At 68.7% G+C, this 17,401-nt stretch carries 17 protein-coding genes and 2 pseudogenes; 9 read left to right on the forward strand and 10 right to left on the reverse strand.

Annotated elements, in window-relative coordinates; translation table 11 throughout:
• Window positions 1-16: 16 nt before the first annotated feature.
• Both AC0665_RS29745 and AC0665_RS29750 read right to left on the reverse strand, forming a co-directional pair.
• Entirely contained in the window at window positions 17-382 is a 366-nt protein-coding gene (locus AC0665_RS29745; protein ID WP_478706153.1) for an STAS domain-containing protein, read from the reverse strand.
• Between the two features lie 8 nt (window positions 383-390).
• A complete protein-coding gene (locus tag AC0665_RS29750; protein ID WP_478610217.1) occupies window positions 391-1,833 on the reverse strand; it encodes a PP2C family protein-serine/threonine phosphatase in 1,443 nt (480 codons plus the stop codon).
• Window positions 1,834-3,039: 1,206 nt separating this feature from the next.
• On the opposite strand from AC0665_RS29750, the gene AC0665_RS29755 reads away from it, so the two are divergent.
• Both AC0665_RS29755 and AC0665_RS29760 read left to right on the forward strand, forming a co-directional pair.
• Window positions 3,040-3,576, forward strand: coding sequence for an SLATT domain-containing protein (locus AC0665_RS29755; protein WP_478706154.1), 537 nt, complete (start codon window positions 3,040-3,042; stop codon window positions 3,574-3,576).
• A gap of 225 nt (window positions 3,577-3,801) precedes the next feature.
• Window positions 3,802-4,179, forward strand: a complete 378-nt coding sequence (locus AC0665_RS29760) for a GntR family transcriptional regulator (RefSeq protein ID WP_478706155.1) — start codon at window positions 3,802-3,804, stop codon at window positions 4,177-4,179.
• A 218-nt stretch (window positions 4,180-4,397) separates the two neighbouring features.
• On the opposite strand, the gene AC0665_RS29765 is transcribed toward AC0665_RS29760, so the two are convergent.
• From AC0665_RS29765 to AC0665_RS29775, 3 genes are all read right to left on the reverse strand, one after another.
• Window positions 4,398-4,793, reverse strand: a complete 396-nt coding sequence (locus AC0665_RS29765) for a hypothetical protein (protein WP_478706156.1) — start codon at window positions 4,791-4,793, stop codon at window positions 4,398-4,400.
• Window positions 4,794-5,071: 278 nt separating this feature from the next.
• Window positions 5,072-5,374 (reverse strand): ATP-binding protein, encoded by a 303-nt coding sequence (locus AC0665_RS29770; RefSeq protein WP_478706157.1) that lies wholly within the window; start codon window positions 5,372-5,374, stop codon window positions 5,072-5,074.
• Window positions 5,375-6,563: 1,189 nt separating this feature from the next.
• Window positions 6,564-7,364 (reverse strand): MBL fold metallo-hydrolase, encoded by an 801-nt coding sequence (locus AC0665_RS29775; protein ID WP_478610221.1) that lies wholly within the window; start codon window positions 7,362-7,364, stop codon window positions 6,564-6,566.
• A gap of 653 nt (window positions 7,365-8,017) precedes the next feature.
• On the opposite strand from AC0665_RS29775, the gene AC0665_RS29780 reads away from it, so the two are divergent.
• The 4 genes from AC0665_RS29780 (at window position 8,018) to AC0665_RS29795 (ending at window position 12,120) form a co-directional block, all read left to right on the forward strand.
• Window positions 8,018-8,746 carry a HEAT repeat domain-containing protein gene (locus AC0665_RS29780; RefSeq protein ID WP_478610222.1) on the forward strand — a complete coding sequence of 243 codons (729 nt, stop codon included), beginning with the start codon at window positions 8,018-8,020 and terminating at the stop codon, window positions 8,744-8,746.
• A complete protein-coding gene (locus AC0665_RS29785) occupies window positions 8,740-9,780 on the forward strand; it encodes a HEAT repeat domain-containing protein (RefSeq protein ID WP_478706158.1) in 1,041 nt (346 codons plus the stop codon). Before AC0665_RS29780 ends, AC0665_RS29785 begins: the two co-directional genes overlap by 7 nt.
• Before the next feature lie 247 nt (window positions 9,781-10,027).
• Complete coding sequence (locus AC0665_RS29790; protein ID WP_478610224.1) at window positions 10,028-11,296, forward strand: alpha/beta hydrolase family protein; 1,269 nt, start codon at window positions 10,028-10,030, stop codon at window positions 11,294-11,296.
• Window positions 11,297-11,715: 419 nt separating this feature from the next.
• Window positions 11,716-12,120, forward strand: coding sequence for a hypothetical protein (locus AC0665_RS29795; RefSeq protein ID WP_478610225.1), 405 nt, complete (start codon window positions 11,716-11,718; stop codon window positions 12,118-12,120).
• A 741-nt stretch (window positions 12,121-12,861) separates the two neighbouring features.
• Here the strand turns inward: AC0665_RS29795 and AC0665_RS29800 are convergent.
• The 3 genes from AC0665_RS29800 to AC0665_RS29810 all read right to left on the reverse strand — a co-directional run bounded on the left by AC0665_RS29800 (window position 12,862) and on the right by AC0665_RS29810 (window position 13,862).
• Entirely contained in the window at window positions 12,862-13,278 is a 417-nt protein-coding gene (locus AC0665_RS29800) for a hypothetical protein (protein ID WP_478706159.1), read from the reverse strand.
• A gap of 5 nt (window positions 13,279-13,283) precedes the next feature.
• A complete protein-coding gene (locus tag AC0665_RS29805) occupies window positions 13,284-13,433 on the reverse strand; it encodes a hypothetical protein (protein ID WP_478706160.1) in 150 nt (49 codons plus the stop codon).
• Window positions 13,434-13,679: 246 nt separating this feature from the next.
• Window positions 13,680-13,862, reverse strand: a complete 183-nt coding sequence (locus tag AC0665_RS29810) for a hypothetical protein (protein ID WP_478706161.1) — start codon at window positions 13,860-13,862, stop codon at window positions 13,680-13,682.
• 378 nt (window positions 13,863-14,240) lie between these two features.
• Here AC0665_RS29810 and AC0665_RS29815 point away from each other — a divergent pair, with 378 nt between their 5' ends.
• A complete protein-coding gene (locus AC0665_RS29815; protein ID WP_478610229.1) occupies window positions 14,241-14,444 on the forward strand; it encodes a hypothetical protein in 204 nt (67 codons plus the stop codon).
• A 38-nt stretch (window positions 14,445-14,482) separates the two neighbouring features.
• On the opposite strand, the gene AC0665_RS29820 is transcribed toward AC0665_RS29815, so the two are convergent.
• Both AC0665_RS29820 and AC0665_RS29825 read right to left on the reverse strand, forming a co-directional pair.
• Window positions 14,483-14,623, reverse strand: coding sequence for a hypothetical protein (locus AC0665_RS29820; RefSeq protein WP_478610230.1), 141 nt, complete (start codon window positions 14,621-14,623; stop codon window positions 14,483-14,485).
• Between the two features lie 908 nt (window positions 14,624-15,531).
• Window positions 15,532-16,053, reverse strand: coding sequence for a CAP domain-containing protein (locus AC0665_RS29825; RefSeq protein WP_478706162.1), 522 nt, complete (start codon window positions 16,051-16,053; stop codon window positions 15,532-15,534).
• Window positions 16,054-16,219: 166 nt separating this feature from the next.
• Here AC0665_RS29825 and AC0665_RS29830 point away from each other — a divergent pair.
• Together AC0665_RS29830 and AC0665_RS29835 are read left to right on the forward strand one after the other, a co-directional pair.
• Window positions 16,220-17,044, forward strand: a pseudogene (locus AC0665_RS29830) (RICIN domain-containing protein); the annotation flags it as partial.
• A gap of 60 nt (window positions 17,045-17,104) precedes the next feature.
• Window positions 17,105-17,395: pseudogene (locus AC0665_RS29835) on the forward strand (ISL3 family transposase); the annotation flags it as partial.
• Window positions 17,396-17,401 lie beyond the last annotated feature (6 nt).

Consider the following 17,401-nt stretch of genomic DNA (forward strand, 5'->3'; position numbering starts at 1 on the left):
ATCAGACCGAAGTTGCTTACCTCTTTGCGGAGGCGGGCGTGCTGTCAGTCACGTCGGTGGCTGTGGCATGGACAGGCAGGAGCGAGTCGACGCCGGTCATGCTGAGCATGCGCATCAAGCGGTCGGGGACGGCGGCGAGGCTGAGCGAGCCGCCCGCTTCCTGAGCCGCGTGCCAGACGCCGATGATCGCGCTGAGGCCGGCGGAGTCACAGAAGCCGACCTGGGCCAGGTCCAGGGTCAGATGCGGGTGTCCGTGGCTAATGATCTCCAGGGCTTCGGAGCGCAGGGTGGGCGCGGTGTTCACGTCCACGTCCCCGACGATCGTGGCGATGGCGATGCCGGGGTGGGGGTGCTGGACGGTCAGGTGCAGTGTGTGGGTCACGTCGGTCATCACTCCTGGCCGAAGTGTTCGGGTGCGGCGGTGGTGTGGGCGGTGGCGGCGACGCCGGTGTCGGGTGCTGTTTCGGGGTCAGACACGGACAGGGCCAGCAGGGCCACGTCGTCGCCGGCTCCGTCGGGCAGTGAGGCCAGCAACGTGACGGCGTCTTCCATCAGGGCGGTGGCGGTGAGGGGGCCGGTGCGCTGGTGGAGGAAGCCGGTCAGGCCGTCCTCGCCGAGCATGGCGTCCTGGGTGGTGCGGGCTTCGGTCAGCCCGTCGGTGTAGAGGAACAGGCCTTCCCCGCGGGCCAGCAAGAAGGTGGTCTGGGCGAAGTGTGCCTGGGGGAAAGCTCCGATGAGCATGCCGCCCTTGGGGCGTACCGCCTTGACCCATACCGCGCCGCTGTCGTCGGGGCGCAGATGGTAGGCCGGCGGGTGGCCGCCGGTGGCCACGGTGACGGTGAAGCCGCCGGCCTCCCGGGGTGTCAGGAGGCCGAAGAGGGCGGTGCAAAAGCGGCTTCCGGCGGTGACGTCGGCGAGCAGGGCGGTATTGAGCGTGCTCAGGACGGTGACCGGGTCCGGGTCGATCTGGGCCGCGACGCGCAGGGTGTGGCGGGCCAGGGCGGTGACGGTCGCCGCCTCGGGGCCCTTGCCGCACACGTCACCGAGGAAGAAAGCCCACCGGCTGCCGTCGACGGGGAAGACGTCGTAGAAGTCGCCGCCCACATCATGGACGGAGGCGGTGCGGTAGTGGCAGGCCAGCTCAAGGCCGGGCACCACGGGAAGCGCCGGGGGCAGCAGGGTGCGCTGGAGGGTGGAGGCGAACGCGGCGATGGCGCTCTTGTCCTTCTCCGCCCGTTCCCGCGCCGCTCGTTCCACCTCCCGCCGCTCCTGCTCGCTGCGTAGTGCGCGCAGCGCCGACAGCCGCAACTCCATCTCGTCCAGCACGATCGCTGCAAGATCGGCCAAGGTGGCGGTGTCGTCCTCGGTGATGGAGCGCGGCTTGGTGTCCAGGACGTTGACCGTGCCCAGCCGGTGGCCGTCGGGGGTGATGATCGGTGCGGCGGCATAGAAGCGCACACCCATCTCCCCGGCGACCAGCGGATTGTCCGCCGCCACGGGATCACGGAGGGTGTCTGGGATGACCAGCGCGTCATCGCGCAGAATCGCCGAGCCGCACAGGCCCGGATCGCGGCCGATCTCCTTGACGCCCTCCAGGCCGTGTGCGGCCTTGAACCAGATGCGGTCGGTGTCCACGATCGTGACCGTGGCCACGGGGACATCGAAGAGGCGGGCGGCCATCGCCGCCACCCGGTCGAACGCGCCGTCGGGCGGAGTGTCGAGGATGTCGTAGCGACGGACCGCCGCAATACGGGCCCCCTCCACATCCGGGTCCGGGACCAGCTCGGGGCGACGCCCTGAAGCCGGGTCGGTGGCCGAGGCCTGCTGGGTCATCGGCTTTCCGTTCCATTGATGGGCCGCCGCGAGCGGCACGAACCGACGCAGCCTAAATCGAGTAGACGTCCGAAAGCCAATGCCAGGGGACGTGATCGCGCTGCGCGGGCTGCTGTGGCCAGACGAAATCCGGCGGCACCGTATCGCCTTCTCGTGCCGTGAGGTCGCCAGGATCCCCGCCCAGGCGGCGCCACGCACGGTTCTGCTGGGCCGCTACGGCCGCACCGGGCGCCTGCAGTAGACCGGCCGCAGCACCACCCCCTCCCCCAGGCCGGCCGCGCCCTCGCCGAACTGCTCACCCCCCTTGGATGCGCACCCCTGGGAGGGGTGGAGGTTCAGCGCAGGGTGGGGGACACAGAGGACTCTGGACGTGCGCCTGGTGTAGCCCGACGTCGTGACGGAAGTCGCCATCGGCGTCGCCCGCGACAGCGCCATTCGGACGGTCTCGTCCCCGAAGGCGTCCCCGTCGCGGTCCGACAGTTCGAGGCAGGCCGCGTCGAGCGGCGCGATCAAAGGGGTCTTGACGCCGCATGGGGTGGGGTTGCCGCGCCCACGCCGGTTCCGCGGCCAAAAATGAGGAAGGCCGCGTTCGGGCGTCCGCGAGACGATCGTAGCCATTTCGAAAGGTTCGACCCGGTTGGTCCTGCGTCACCAAGGTGTGCCCCTGGTCGGCGTTGCTGACCCCGCCGAGCCGCTGAAGGCGCCGTCCGTCAGGTCGAGGCGCTTGGGCTCGTGCTGGGTTCGCTGGAAGGTACCGCGGTCATTGATGCGCACAAAGAGGGACGCGCTGCCGTTCGCGACGCTCGTGACCCACTCCCATGTGCCGAACGGCAGCTGCGCGTTTCGGGAGCGAAGTCGCCGCAGTATCGGCGTTGTTGTCGAAGACCTCACCGCTGGCGTTGTCGGCGCCCGTCGGTATGGGGCCGCAATGCGTGGCCCAGCAGGTGCCGGCCTGCGTAGTGGTGGTGGCGGCAATGCTGACGGCGACGTCCGGGTCGGCCGGTGCCGCGCGTACCGCCTCGATGCACGAGAGCGGATCGCCCGGCTTCCCAGATCCGGGCCAAGGCACTCGGTCATTCCGATCACGACGTTGGACATGTCCGAGTAGAAGCGGTCAAGGCTCGTCTTTGAGGTACGACAACACGCCCCCGTGACGAGATGGCGACCTGTGGTGCGCTCTTGACAGTCGCCTCATAGCCAGGCGGGATGTTAGGTGCGCACCGGGCGCGTCTGCCGAGTCGGGGGCATGTGGTGGAGGGTGTCGATGGTCCAAACCATGTGGAGATACTGGAGCGTTGGGCCCGGGGCTTACAGCTTCTCCATGTGGCCCACAACATCGCCTCGGAGCGATTCAATCGCTGGAACCGCGTCACCGGGGTCTCCACAGCCATGCTGTCTACAGTCGTCGGAACAGCACTCTTCGCCTCTCTCTCGGCCTCCAGCCTCAGCGGGGTTCGTGTGGCAGCCGGCGCCTTCAGTCTGCTCGCGGCTGCGCTCAGTGCCGGGCAATTGGTCTGGAACTATCCCGAACTCGCCTCACGCCATCGAGCAGCAGCTGTGCGCTACGCGACCCTCCGCCGGCAGGTGGAACTGCGGCTGGCGAACCGGGACCGGCTGACCGAGACCGACGTCGACGTCACATCTGCCGAGTGGCAAGAGATCGAGGAGTCTGCGCCACAGCTACCGATCGGTGTCCGCCGCCGCGCCAGGAAAGCGATCTCCAGATCCCCGCTACGTGCCTGAACACCGCGCCACGCGGCTGCGCGGCGTCAGCCAGCCTTGATGAGGACGCCGCAGGAGCACCAAGGCGACGATGACCGTCGCGATCTTCCGCACAGGCGGCAGGTCGGCGAAGCGCATCCGCTCACCTTCGGTGCGGACCACCGTGGCCACACCCTGCGCCTCCGCGAGTTCCTGCGGAAAGTTTCAGCAACCTATCGAATTGCCTGGATAGGTTCGCTACGGTGCATGAGCACTTCCACCGAGACACCAGCCGAACGGATCGCCGGTGACCTCGCCCTGGCCATACACCAGCGGCTCATCCGGCCCGGGGAGCGCCTGCCGTCGCAGTCCAGGCTGATGACGTCGTACGGCGTGGCCATGGGCACCGCGTCCGCCGCGCTGGGCAAGCTCGCGGCCGCTGGCCTCATCCGGACCGTGCCCGGCTCCGGGACGTTCGCCGTCCGCCCGAACCCCTTCGAGCCGGACCCGTACTTGACGTCCTGGCGGCAGCCTCCCTCTGCCGGACGCTCGCCGCACGCTCCTTCGCCCTGGGCTCCGCCCCGGTGCTGGAGATCCAGGTGGGTGGGGACGTCGACACCTCCGGGGATCACGAGGGCCCGCTGACGCGCCTGGTCGACGTCTCCGCACTGGAGGGCCTGGACCAGCACGTCCTCCGGTGGATGGGCGAGGCCCTGCTGTCGACCGAGCGCCGCCTGGTCGCGGACGGCCCGTGCGAGGGCGACACGCACGTCATCGCGACGGCCCGGGCGATCCTCCGCGACGGCGGCTGCCGCCCCGAGGACCAGCCCAGCATCGCCGTCCACGGCGGACGCGAGCGGTGCTTATGTGTCCAGGCCGGCGCCGGGCACCGCGAGCTGCAGTGGTTCCAGATCGCCATAGAGAGCGGCGTGGAAGGCGGCAGCGAGCTCACGGGCCCGCTCCTCACTTGGTACGTCGTGCAGCATGAAATAAATCGGGCCCCTGTAGGCGTCCGCTCCGGCCTGCCCCTCGTGAACCAGGAGGATGATGGCGTCCCGCAGTGCCTGGTTCACAGCGTCGTCGACCCTGTGGCCCGGGCCGGCGGTCAACGCGTCCGCCTTCACCGTCCACTGCTGCCCCTGGCGTTCGATGGCGACGAACACGACACCCTGCGCCTTGGCCGCCCGGTAGACGGCACCAAAGGTATCGGTGGCATCCGGGATCAGATGACTGGGGCACGGAATCGGAAGCTGCTGCATGAACGGGCATTTTGCCGCAACTCAACCCGCCTCACCGCACAGGCATCCTGCCGTCGCAGCGAAGGCCCGCTCGGTTGCCTGCCCCTGCCGGTGACGCCCAGATCCCAGACCCGGCCCAGGGCGGCTGCTGCCCAGCCCGCCCCGGCCCCCTTGCCAAGCCTTCGACAGTCGGCGTCTGTCAGCGCGGGGGCCTCTTCGAGCAGCTGGTGCGCGGACACGGCAACCGGGGTGCACTCGTGGCCGGGCGTGGTTCCAGCACCATTAGGGGGCCAGAGCTCCTACAGCGGGGGCTGGTCGTTGAGGGCGCCACCGGGGTCGTCGGCCAGAGCGAGGCGTGCGGTGATGCGTTTGCCGACCGGCTCGTGCTGGACCTCGAAGCCCTGGGCGTCGGCCATGACGATCTCCAGGCCGTGCTGGCCGACCCGCCCGGCGTCCACGGCCCGGGCTACCGACAAGGTCGGGTCGGAGTCCCACACCTCGACCTCGACCAGGTCGCCGACGATCCGCAGGTTCAACACGATGGGGCCGGGGGCGTACGTGCGCGTATTGGTATCCAGCTCGCTGACCACCAGCTGGGTCACGTCCAGTGCGCGCTGTGGAGGGGCACGCCGTGCTCGGCATGGACACGGGCGAGAAAGCCGGCCGCCATGTGGCGGGCCCAGGCGATATCCTGTCCGTCATCCCCCGCAGAGGAGCACCGAACATCCGGGCCGTGGCAAACTCCGCTACGTCGTGGAGCAGACCTTCGCCCTGCTCCACCACTTCAACGCCTTGCCGTGCGATGGGAACGCCGCACCGAACTTCACGACGCCTTCATCTCCCTCGCCTGCAGCGTCATCTGCTGGCGATGACTTCGGAAGCCCAAGAACGACTGACCGGTGTCAGAGCAGGCCAGGATGTCAGCAGGCTGCTTCAGCACGTTGGTACTCTCCGCATCTACGGCGAGGAGGGGAGATGATCGTGGGAGCAGAGCCGTCGAGTCCTCCGAGCCGCTGGTTCAGAGGAACTGGTTTTGGGGTCCTCTTCGGTGGACTGACCGCAGTGGTGTCCACTGCTGCCATTGGGAATGCATGGGCTGTATGTGACATCGGCAACGGCGTAACCAATGGCATAACCTTGCTGTTTCTTGTCCCTCTCATATGGATCGCCGCTGCGGTTTCGTGGGTGATCCTGCACAGCACCGTCGGAAGGCGTCATCGCAGGACAGCCCTGGCTGCAGGGCTCATCTTCACCCTGTGGTTCACCTGGTTTGTTGTCACATGGCTCGGCATGCCGGACTCCTACCCCGCACCGTTGTGCCCGGGCAACGTCCCACCTTGGTGGCCGAGCTTCATCCCTGCATGACTCCGCCGAAGCCTGTGACCCTTGGCAGCGGCAGCACCCCCGACCAGCCGCTGCACGCCAGCAAGATCGTGTTACGAGTTCTGAAGGGAGGGGGCGGTAGGTGATGCCGTAGTCGCGGGCGAAGCGGTTGGCCTATCGCCCTCTCCTGGCCGACCACGCGTACTCCTCCCGCACCATCTGCAGCCACCTGCGACGCCGGGGCATCCCTGTCGTCATCCCCGCAGCCGTCCGACCGACTCGGCCACTGCCGGCGACGAGACCGACTCGGCGGCCGTCCCCCCCGGCTTCGACGCGGAGGCCTACGAGCAGCGGACGTATCAGATGACCCCCTGCGGGCGAACCGTGTCATCCACCGTTCCGCATGGCACGGCCACGCCTGACGCGTAGGCATCCCAAGGTCATGGCGCGGCTGTCGCCGTCCTGGAATTAGATTTCCTTAATAGGTCCTCTCACTATGGGTTTCGCCACCGTTTGACCGCTTGTTCGGGTGACATTGATCTTCAGCCCGGAGGTTGCGACATGTATGGGGTGCCGGAAGGCTCCCGCGGCTGCATCATGTGCGGATTCAGGGTCTGTCCCTGGCCACAGGTGGGTGAGCATGAGCCTGGCGGCATCTGCTTGGCTGGCGTACTGGCCAGCCAAGCGTGCGGTCAGCAGATACGGCGCGTCGGCGGACGGCACCGCGTGGATAAATGTGGCTTCTGACAACAGCAGGTCGGCATTCTGAGCGAGGCGCAGGATGTCGGGGCTCGGTCCCGTGTCGCCGGTGTAGGCGAGCACAGCTTCCGGTGTGGTCAGTCGGATGCCGGCGTTGGGCACGAAGTGTGGAAGGAGCCAGGTGTCGGTTCTGAACGGGCCGATGTCGAGTTGGTCGCCCGGCTGGAACTCGTGAAGGCGGTACGCCCCGGCGAGCATGCTCGGTTTGTCCAGCGCGAGAACAGCGTCGACGGCACCGTGCGGTGCGTAGACGGGCAGGGCCGGCGGTGGCGTGTCGCTCAGGCCCCGGGCGCGCAGAAGAGGATTGAGGTCGGCGCAGTGGTCGGGGTGCCCGTGGCTGATCAGCACGGCGTCGACTGCGTCGACGGTGCCGTGTTCGAGCAGGCGAGGCAGTGTGGCATAGCCGGGGTCGATGAGCAGGCGGAAGCCCGCGTAGTCGACGAGGTAGCCGCTGCATGCCTGTGCTGCGGTGGGCCACGCTCCGCAGCCCCCGAGGACGGTCAATTGCATGTCCCAGGACAGTAGTTGCTGTCCCGTGTCGTGGGCAGGCATTTTTCGGGCGTGGGAGCGGACATGGTCGATAGGCTGGTGTCCGCGTGTTTCTGAAATCTGTTTCGACGTGAGGTGCCGTCAGAACTTGGATGGGTGATGTCGGGCGGGACGGCTGCACATTGGTTTCTGCGGAGACATTAAATGTGGGCTCTTACTTGCTTCACCGGATGCCCGAGTGTGTCGCTGATAGTGGCCGGCTCCTCGTCGCCGAACCAGTTACGTGCGGGTTCCAGATGGCGATCTCGAAGCGGGCGAAGCGGCACGGCCAGGCGTAGTCCAACACGTCCAGCGACGTGGCGGCGCCGCAGCAGGGCACTTCCCCGGCCAGTGAACAATGGGCAACCCCCGAAAACTGTCCAACGCAGGGGACGGCTCATGACGTACGGCCGCCGGCCTACCACCGCTGCTCTCAACAGCATCAGCGTGTGATTGCGTCGCCGGTTCCGTCTCCAGCCAGCGGGTCCGAGAGGATGCCCTGACCAGAGCATTCCCCGCTTCGCAGGTCGTGGCCTTGACCTTGACACGGTGACAAGGACTTCACTTGAGCGCAGGAGGTGGTCCCGATCGACACGACCGGCATGGCCCCGCGGCACACCCGTATGACCAATGCTTTGAGCGCCGATGACGCGTCGGTCCGGCTTCAGGCTGCCCTGGCGGTCGGCTCGGACCCCGACCCTGTGTTCCTGGAGCCGCTCGTCGAGCGGTGCGCGGTCGAGCCGGACTTCTTCGTACGAGACATGCTGTCCTGGGCGCTGACCCGACTCCCGCCGGAGATCACCCTCCCCCGGATCCGCCAGGAGCTCGACTCCGAGCGACCCCAGGCTCGCTGTCAGGCCCTGCACACACTCTCGAAGATCGGCGACAAGAGCACGTGGGCCTGGGTCACCCGCGACCTGCTGCGGGACGCCGACGACGAGGTCGCGCGGACCGCGTGGCGCGTCGCGGTCGTCCTCGTGCCCGAGGACGGGCAGACGGGCCTGGCCGACGAACTGTTTCTGCAGCTCGGCCGCGGCGACCGCAATGTGCAACTGAGCCTGAGTCGGGCCTTGGTCGACCTCGGTGACGTGAACAAGGCCGCCCTGGAGCGGGCCGCGGACAGTGCCGACCCGGCGGTGGCCGCCCACGCCCGTGCCACCGAGCTGCTCCGGCAGAACCCGGCAACCGGTTTCGAGGCGGCCCTCGACGAGGCGAAGCGCGTGGTCGCACTCGGCCCGGAACGAGCTTCCGGATTTTCTGCTGCGTTGGCGGACAGCGAGAGCTCGAAGACCACCGAGACCGCGCAGACGACCGAGGCCGTGGGAGCTGCGAAAGCTGCAGAGGCGGAGGGCGTGGAGTGCTGATCGGGGATGTGGCCCGCCACTCCGGGGTGAGCACCCGGATGCTGCGGCACTACGACGCCCTTAGGCTGGTGCGGCCCACGGGCCGCACGGCCGGTGGCTACCGCGAGTACTCTGCCGAGGATGTCCGCAAGATTTTCCACGTGGAGAGCCTGCGGTCCCTCGGGCTCTCGCTCAAGCAGATCGGGCGCGCACTGCAGGACCCGACCTTCACTCCGTCCGACCTGGTCAGCGACATCATCCGGAGGACGGAGGACCGCCTGGCGCGAGAACAGGAGTTGCTCGAGCGGCTCCGTGCGATCGACGCGTCGGCCCCCACCGACTGGCAGGGAGTCCTGCGCATCGTCGAACTCATGCGGCAACTCAACTCGACCAGCGCCGCGCACAGACAGCAGGCTGTCCTGACCCGGCCGGAGGACCTGCCAGTACCCGCCGATCTGCTGGCTGGGGCGGTCCTGACCGAAACCGACCCGCACGTCGCAGGCGCGCTGCGCTGGGCGCTCGCCCGATCGGGCGGCGACGGCGTGGCGACGCTGCAGGCCGGCCTGCACTCAGAGGAGGCCGACATCCGGCGGCGCGCGGTGCTGGCGATCGCCGAGATGCCCGAGGCTCCGGCCGCTACCGCAGCGCTCATGGACGCCCTCGGCGACCCGGACGCGACGGTGCGCGGGCACGCTGCTCTGGCTCTGGGCAGGCAGGGCGTGAACGCGGCCGTGCCCATACTCATCAGCATGGTGGTGGAGGGCCCCAACGACGTGGACGCTGCGGACGTTCTGGGAGTGCTGTCCCTGGCCCCCGAATGCGCGGACCGGATCACGACCGCCCTGGTCGGCGAACTGGCCGCGCCCACCGCGAACTCGGCGACGCGGATCCGCCTTACCCAGACGCTGGTCGAGATCGAGGGAACCACCGCGCAGGAGGTTCTCCGCCGGCTGGCCCACGACGACGACGGCGCTGTCGCCCTCGTCGCCTCGGCCCTTGCCGGAATTCGCAAAGAGTCAGACCCCGTCCAAGAGGCAGCTGATGAGCATTCCTGAACGGGCGCGCACAAAGCCATGGCCTTCAAAGGGCACTTCACGAGTGGCTCGCCTGAGTGGCAGTCGGTGTCACGGCTCTACGCGGGCGGCCCGACCGCGGATCCGTGTCAGCAACCTCGGCGCCTTAATGCGGATCGTCTGCCATGCCACGAAGCCCCGCACCCGAACGCGCCCTCGGGAGAACCCCACCCACGTCGGAAGGTCGGCCGGATGGCCGGCTGTGTCGACGGATACGTACGGTCACGGTATGAGACGAATGAGCAGAGTGCTGATGGTCTCGGCGGTGTTGATGGCGCTGACGGCCATCGGCACGACGACCGTTGTCGCCCAGGGAGCGGTGGAGCCCCGGGCCACCGCCGTTGCGCCGGTTCCGACGGAGCTGTCGCGGGGCACGCTCGTGTCGGTCGAGCACCTGCGCACGCTGGCTGCCCGCGAGGTCGCGGCAGAGATGGCGGGGGACGAGGGGGGTGCCTGGGGCACCGGCGCCGTGCGGTACGGGCTGGACACCTTCCGGGTCGTGTACCGCACGGTCGACCCTCACGGCCGGCCCACGACCGCGAGCGGACTGCTCGCCCTGCCTCGCAGCGGCGAACGGCGGCTGCGGACCGTGTCCTTCACGCACGGGACGGAACTGTCCAAGGACGACGTCGCCTCGGTCTCGACCAGCGTCTGGGACCAGGCGCCCGCCCTGACCTACGCCTCCGCGGGATTCGCCACGGTGCTCCCCGATTACCTCGGGCTGGGCTTGGGCCCCGGCCCGCACCCCTGGATGGATGTGCCCACGGAGACGACGGCAGCCCTGGACATGCTGCGGGCCTCCCGCGCTGTCGTCAGGGCGAAGGGCCGGGAGTTGCGGCGCGAGGTACTGGTCACCGGCTTCTCACAGGGCGCCTCGGCGGCATTGGGGCTGGCCCGGTCGCTGCAGGAAGGCGCCGACACGTGGTTCGGGCTACGCGCCGTGGCACCCATCAGCGGCGCGTACGCATTCCGCGACGCGGAGCTCCCCGCGCTGCTGTCCGGGCAGACAGAGCCTAAGGCAAGCGTGATCTACACGGCGCTCACCCTGGCCGCCTTCAACCGCCTGCACCGCCTCTACGACACGCCGGCCCAGGTGTTCCAGGCGCCGTATGACGAGACGATCGAGGGTCTGCTGGACGGTACGCACACCGGTCAGGAGATCGTGACAGGCACCCCGGCCTCCATCGACGCGCTCCTCACCCCCCGCGGCCGGGCGATGCTGGCCCACCCCACCGGTGAGCTGGCGGCGGCCCTGCGGATCACCGACGGCGTGTGCACGGACTGGACGCCGCAAGTTCCGATCCGGCTCTACTACGCCGATGGGGACGAGCAGGCCGTCACCGCCAACACCGCCCAATGTGACGCCGCCCTGCGTGCCCGCGGCATCCATGCCCCGGTGATCGGCCTCGGTACCCCTGATTACGAAGGCTCGCGCCATCTGGGGTCCCAGCAGGCGGGGACCGCCGCCGTGGTGCGGTGGTTCGGCGCCCTGCGGTAGGCAGGTCGGCCACCGGTTCCGTCAGCCAGCGCTTCATCAGCGTCATGTCCGTCCAGGCCAGGTGAGCTTCGGCCCCTCTCAGCCTCCTGGCAGGAAGATGACGCCAATCTGCGCGCCGGAGCCGACCCCGCAGATCCAGGCGTTCCGGCGGCTGGTGGCGACCAAGAGCCACTGCGCGTGCCGGACACACACGCTCCCACCGCGGCGCGTGCGGACCACCCGCACGGCGGCCCTGTACGCCGGGCCGTGCACAGCCGACAGCCGAACGCCAGGAGAGGTACTGCAAGTGAGTATCCGAGCACCGCCCCCACCGGCACGATGATCTTCCGGTCCGGGGACACTTTAGGCGCGGTCTTGATGCGCCCCGACCTGCCAGCCCTGAAGGTGGGCGTATAGAAGCGTGATCCGGAGGTGTGCGAATGCCAGAGGATAAGGACCTGAAGTGTCCCGGAGTGATCCCGGTTGAGAATGACGACGAAGCCCTACGCGTAAGGACGCACAAGCGGCACGCCGTGGTCGGAACCTCGGCTGAGGCAGCAGGGATGGTGGGGGAGGGCATCGACGGCCCTGGAGGGCTCTTCTGCTCACAGAACGGTCCCGGAGGGATCTTTTCCGTGCTGCACAGAGACAGGGGGCAAGTCCACCTGCGCCCGAAACAGTTGACGGAGTTCATCGCGACTCCCGGGAATCCAAACGGCAGTGTGGTGGGTAAAGCTGGTGACCTCCTCGCGATCCGCTACTTCGATCACGCCGCCATGAGGTTCAAAGCCTCACTGTGGTGGTGCGCAGGTGACGGCGTCTCCGATTGGACAGAGCTCGCCTGATCTACACTCATCCAGAGGGATACGGCGTTGCCTCGGTAGGGTCTGCCCGATGATGCCGCCCGGGGGCGTAACTGCACACGATTAGCATCTGGTGCGGCTCCCCGCCTTCCGGGTGTTCGGGGGGCGTGGCCGCAGCCGAGCGTGTCGTGTCCTTCCACACGACCTGGGGGTGAAGGTGCCAGTTCACCGCGCGCGACAGGCAATGCTGAAGGCGCAGCGTGCCACCTGCCGCACTGTGAAGCCGCCAGACGCGCACGACTACAGAGCGTCTCCGTCACATCATGAATGGCTAGAACATCTCCAAGGTCTGTGACGTAGCCCTCGCCTTCGGCCCCTCCACAACCGGGACAGCGCCCTCCGCCGCCCAAGCGAAGCACGCGTGCCTGTGGGTCGCCGTCGCCCAGCACGGCAGAATTTCCGAGCGTGTGGGCGGCGGAGTTTTCGGGGCCGCCCTGCTGTACGACCCGGGCCGGGCGAGCTGCTGCGGCAGTACGCGCAGCGGACCGTGTACCGGACACGAGACACCTCCGGGGACCAGGACGACTGACCCGGTGGCCGCTTGCTCCGGTTGTCGGGTGGTGTGTGGTGGGACATTGCCCGCGCGGGGTGCCCCTGCGCCCCTCTCCTGGGGTGCCCCAGGGTGGGGTGGTGGTAGGGCCCGGTGCGGCGCCGGGCCCTGGCCATGTCCGGCCGAGTTAACCGGCCGATTCCAACGGGTCACCGCTCCCCGGCCGGATGGTGTCAGGCGGTGCTGAGGCTGGCCAAGGCGCTTTGGAGTCGGCGGACCGCGTCTTCGGCTTCCGTGTACTGCTGTGGAGTCGGCACAACGGCACCGAAGGTGGGGCCGCCTTCGGCAGGCACGGCGCGCCAGTGAAGGACGGGCGTGAGTGCGGTAGCGGCTGCGCCCAGGAACCAGGCCAGGCGTCCATGAACGTGGGCGAGGGCGATGGCCACAGCAGCGAGTGCTTCCCGCAGATGTTCCAACCGGTCGACCTCGGACAGGGCCTGCTGGGACTGCGGGGCGCCCACGGCGGCGCGCAGGTCGGCGGCGGCCTTCGCCGCGACGGTTCGGTCAGTGGGTGTCAGGACCCACACCTGATCACGGATCAGCCGTCTGGCTTCCTCCGCAAGGGCGTCGACGGCCGTCCGCATGTCCATGCCCGTCATTCTACGGATGAGCGATCTTGCGCATCGGTGGTGAGGCTTTCGTCGTCCGCAGAGTCGGGGGGCGGGAAGAGAAAGCCTTCGAGGGCGTCCAGGGCGAACAGGGTCGCCATCATCAGGATCGGCATCACGAGCGCGAGGACGAGCATGGGACCTCCCCGCGACTGTGGGCCTAGGGCCGATCAGGGGGCCGGTCTTCAGGATGCGGCCGAACGGTTGACGCCGCATGTCGTAGCGCAGATGCGGGGCCGGCCTTTCGCGCGGACGTGCGTCCTCGAGGACCGCCGCGCTCTGCACGGCGCCCTCCCCTCGCATCCCTACCGGTCATCTTTTCGGGAGGCGACCCGCGGATACTTCGTCGTAAGGGGCTGTTCTCCGGAGCTAAGGAGCGCTATTCACCCCTTAGCCGAGCCGCCGGTCGCCGGCACTGCCGTCCGCCCGTGCTCGGCGCTGTACGCGCGGCGGGTGGACGCGGCCGCGCTCTCCTCGATGGCGGGGTGCTCGGCGTAGATCGTGACGACGCCTTGCGCCATGCCGTCCGTCTCCACCCATCGCCGGTGGAGGGTGAAGTCCGCCATGACGGCGGGGGGAGTGCTTGACGGCGGCCCGCAGAGGGGCGACCACGCGGCGGGCTCGGCACCGGGCGGCGAACCGGCCGCCTCCGGGGACGACCTTCGTGGCACCGGCCGATCGCGATACGGCCGTCCTTGTCCATGAGGAGGTCGTCCGGAGACAGGGCCCTGCACGCCGGCTTCAGCGGCGCGGCACCGGGGCGGCCTGGGCGGCGAGCGAGCGGCCGGCCCACTTCGTCGCGTTCGATCTGCTGAGGTTGTCCGGGGAGCGATACGACCAGCTGGCCATCTCGCTCGGCGTGGGGCCGCGCTAGAGAGCGTGTTCGCCGCCCGTCGGTATCCGCCCCCTTGGTGCTGTGCCCGGCGACTACCGACCCGGACACGGTGCGTGAGTGGCTGACGTGGGCGTCGGTCGGGATGGAAGGCGTGCTCTTCAAGCGGCTGGACGGCGTGTACGAGCCTGCGGTGCGGGGTGGCGGAACGTACAAGGTGGGTGAGACGACCGAGGCGATCGTCGGCGCGGTCACCGGCTCCCTGACCGCTCCCAGCAGTCTGCTCCCCTCGGGACAGTCGAAGCGGCGCCTCTGATGGAGGGGTGCTGTTCACCCCAGCCCGATACGCCGCCCTCACTTCCCTCCCTGCACCATCCTGGGAAGCTGCTCCAGGAGTTTGGCCCCGGCGTCCACGATCGAGGGCTGAAGGCCGGCTGCGATGAGCTTGACCCGTTCTCCCACGATTTCGGCTCGCTGACCGTCGGTGAGCTCCACGACGTTGAGCTTTAGAACTCCGGGGATCCCGTCACATCCCGCCCAGTCCGCACCCGGTAGGAGATCCGCAACCCTTCAGGCCCGGAAGCCCGAATGCTGCCCCAAGGAATGGTCTGCCCGAACTTGAGCCCTGCGAAGTTGGGGTCGCCCACCACATCCAGCTTCACCCCATTCAGGCGCCGAGTGAGAGCGAGGGTATCGCGGGGTTCCTTGATCTCGACTGTGCACTGCCTGGACACAGCAATGTCAAGCACTTCCAGACCACTGCGCCCAATAGTGCGCACTTTGTCATGGACCGCCATAACGAGTCCTTTCGTTCCGGCACCGCCGACAGCCAAGAGCTACCTCTGAGCCTGTACGGCGCCTGGCGGCAGCGCGTACCAGGACACCCGAACGGGTGACAACCACCGAACGGCCGGGCCGCCTGGCTAACTGGTCCTCCGTCAAGGGAACCGGTAACCGAGCCGCTGGTCGGCAGGCGCTCCACTCATGTGGAGGTGGTTCACGGCGGGCGGTCTGCTGCCGTTCGGTCTCCCACGCGCGCATGCGGCGCTGGCCCAGAACGCGTGCGGTGAGGCGGTAGGCGAGTGTGCCGGTGATGAGCACCGTGATGACGGTGAGGGCACCCGCGCCGACGGCGCGATCGCGGATCTCATCCGGCGGCAGAGCACCAGCTGCGCCCCCTGGCGGACGTCACCGTCACGCGCTCGCCGCACCGCGCGTTCGCGCCGCCGCCCGGCTGGCCGGGATTGAGGCGCCCCGCGGCGTCGGTCTTGACGGGGGCCTGAACCGAATGCTGAGGGGCAAGGTCACCGGTCAGAGGGTTGGGGGTGCGCTGCTGGGGTCAGCTCTCGCCCGCACCGCTGAGGGCCCGCGCCGCGTTACACTGCGCGGGCCCTCAGGACGGGTCAACAGGGCTCAGCCGCCGTTCGGCGCCCCCCGTTGTCCCGGAACCGGCCGATGATGTTGCCCGGCGGGGCGTAGCTGCACACGATGAACGTCTGGTGCGATTCCTCGCCTTCCCGGTGCCCCGAGGCGCGGCCGCAGCCGAGCGTGTCGGTGTTCTTCCACACGACCTGGGTGAAGGAGGCGGTGTCGGGCGAGTAGCCGGGCCGATCCCCGTCGTAGCCGGCCGTCCAGCGGGCCTCGTGCCAGAGTTTCACCGCCTCGTCGCACGAGGCCGGCTCGTTCTCGTAGGGGGCGAACCAGTAGTGGTTCTCGCCATACCCCCTCGATCCCGGTCCCGGCGGCGTGGACAGCCCGTCCTGCGTCGAAGCGGCCTCGGCGCGCTGCACGGCGTTTGCGAGAGCCGCGTCGTCCAGGGCCAGGGGCGGGGCACCGTACTGGGCGCGGTAGGCATTGTGCGCGGCCAGGCATTCCTGGTTGAACGCCTCGTCCGTGGTGTCGGGCAGAGGGGGGCGTGCGTCCACTGCCTGCGCGGGTTGCACCGTGGCGAGCGCGGTCAGCGCTGCTGCTGCAACCGCCGTCCCTGTCGGCGGGGCGTCGTCGCTCCGCGTGCCGTGGTGGGGAACAGGTTCCTGACGCCGTCGGTGGCTCCGCAAGGCGGCTTCTGCCAGACGGAAGCGCGTCTCGGGAAGGGCTGGTCAGGGCCCTGTGGTCACGCCCCACGGAAGGGCCTCTCCCGAACGCAGGTGGTCCTTGAGCAACTCGATCACCATCGAGCTGGGCGGGGTGTGGAGCAACGTCTCCACCCTGGAGTACCTGCCCAAGCAGTGGAACCGCAGCAACACCACCGACGGCGACATCACCTCGTACACCATCTCCACCAGCACCGACGGTACGAACTTCACTCAGGTCGCCACCGGCACCTGGGCAGGTAACCGCGCGACCAAGGTGGCCGAATGGCCCGCCCGCAACGTGGGTTTCGTACGGATCCAGGCCAACGCGGCCACCGGCGGCTACGTCAACATGGGCGGCGTCCGCATCGGCGGCCGGACGGCCAAACCGGCACTGGTGTCCACCACGCTGCCCGGCGACGGCACCGTCTACCGGCTGGTCGCCCGGCACAGCGGCAAGGTCGCCGACGTGGAAGGCGGCGGCACCGCCAACAGCACCAACGTCCAGCAGTGGCCCTGGCTCAACAAGGCGAACCAGAAGTGGACCTTCGCCAAGACCGGCGACGGCTACTACGAGATCAAGGACGTGGGCAGCGGCAAGCTCCTGGAGGTCGCGGGTCTCTCCCGCGCCGACGGCGGCAACGTGGCCATCTGGGCCGACGCCAACGCCCCCCAGCAGCACTGGGCCGTCACGCCCACCGGTGACGGCCACTACTTCCTCATCAACCGCTACAGCGGGCTCTGCCTCGCCGTCGACGAGGGCAGCACCGCCGACGGAGCCAACATCGAGCAGCAGCCGTACGCGTCACTGACGCGGCACCAATGGCAGATCGTCCCCTCCTGACCCCGCCCTCCGTCGCCGCTCTTCCTCGACGGCCTGCTGTGGAGGAAGAGCGGCGAGCCGCCCGAGCGCATGCTCCGCGTCCCCGAGTGCCGTGCCAGCCTGGTCGATCCCTACCGCGAGCACCTGTGCAAACGCCGAAGTGAAGACCCCGGCGTCCCCGTCCAGCACCTCTGCGAAGAGACCCTCCGCTCCACGGGCAGCCTGAACCTTCTGCGCAAGTACATCAACCAAGGCCGAGCGGACGCCGACCGCAGCCATATCTCGCCACGCCGGCTCGCCCGAGTCCTAACAGCCGACCTGCCCCACCTCCACGCCTTCACCCGGGGCCTGGACCGGGACATTGACGTCGTCTCCCGC

The organism is Streptomyces sp. NPDC043685 (assembly GCF_056436585.1).

Coding starts and splice junctions, on each gene's coding strand:
- AC0665_RS29750 (WP_478610217.1), bottom strand. CDS start 1,833: ATGACCCAGCAGGCCTCGGCCACCGACCCGGCTTCAGGGCGTCGCCCC.
- AC0665_RS29755 (WP_478706154.1), top strand. CDS start 3,040: ATGTTAGGTGCGCACCGGGCGCGTCTGCCGAGTCGGGGGCATGTGGTG.
- AC0665_RS29760 (WP_478706155.1), top strand. CDS start 3,802: ATGAGCACTTCCACCGAGACACCAGCCGAACGGATCGCCGGTGACCTC.
- AC0665_RS29765 (WP_478706156.1), bottom strand. CDS start 4,793: ATGCAGCAGCTTCCGATTCCGTGCCCCAGTCATCTGATCCCGGATGCC.
- AC0665_RS29775 (WP_478610221.1), bottom strand. CDS start 7,364: ATGCAATTGACCGTCCTCGGGGGCTGCGGAGCGTGGCCCACCGCAGCA.
- AC0665_RS29790 (WP_478610224.1), top strand. CDS start 10,028: ATGAGACGAATGAGCAGAGTGCTGATGGTCTCGGCGGTGTTGATGGCG.
- AC0665_RS29795 (WP_478610225.1), top strand. CDS start 11,716: ATGCCAGAGGATAAGGACCTGAAGTGTCCCGGAGTGATCCCGGTTGAG.
- AC0665_RS29800 (WP_478706159.1), bottom strand. CDS start 13,278: ATGGACATGCGGACGGCCGTCGACGCCCTTGCGGAGGAAGCCAGACGG.
- AC0665_RS29805 (WP_478706160.1), bottom strand. CDS start 13,433: ATGCTCGTCCTCGCGCTCGTGATGCCGATCCTGATGATGGCGACCCTG.
- AC0665_RS29810 (WP_478706161.1), bottom strand. CDS start 13,862: ATGGCGGACTTCACCCTCCACCGGCGATGGGTGGAGACGGACGGCATG.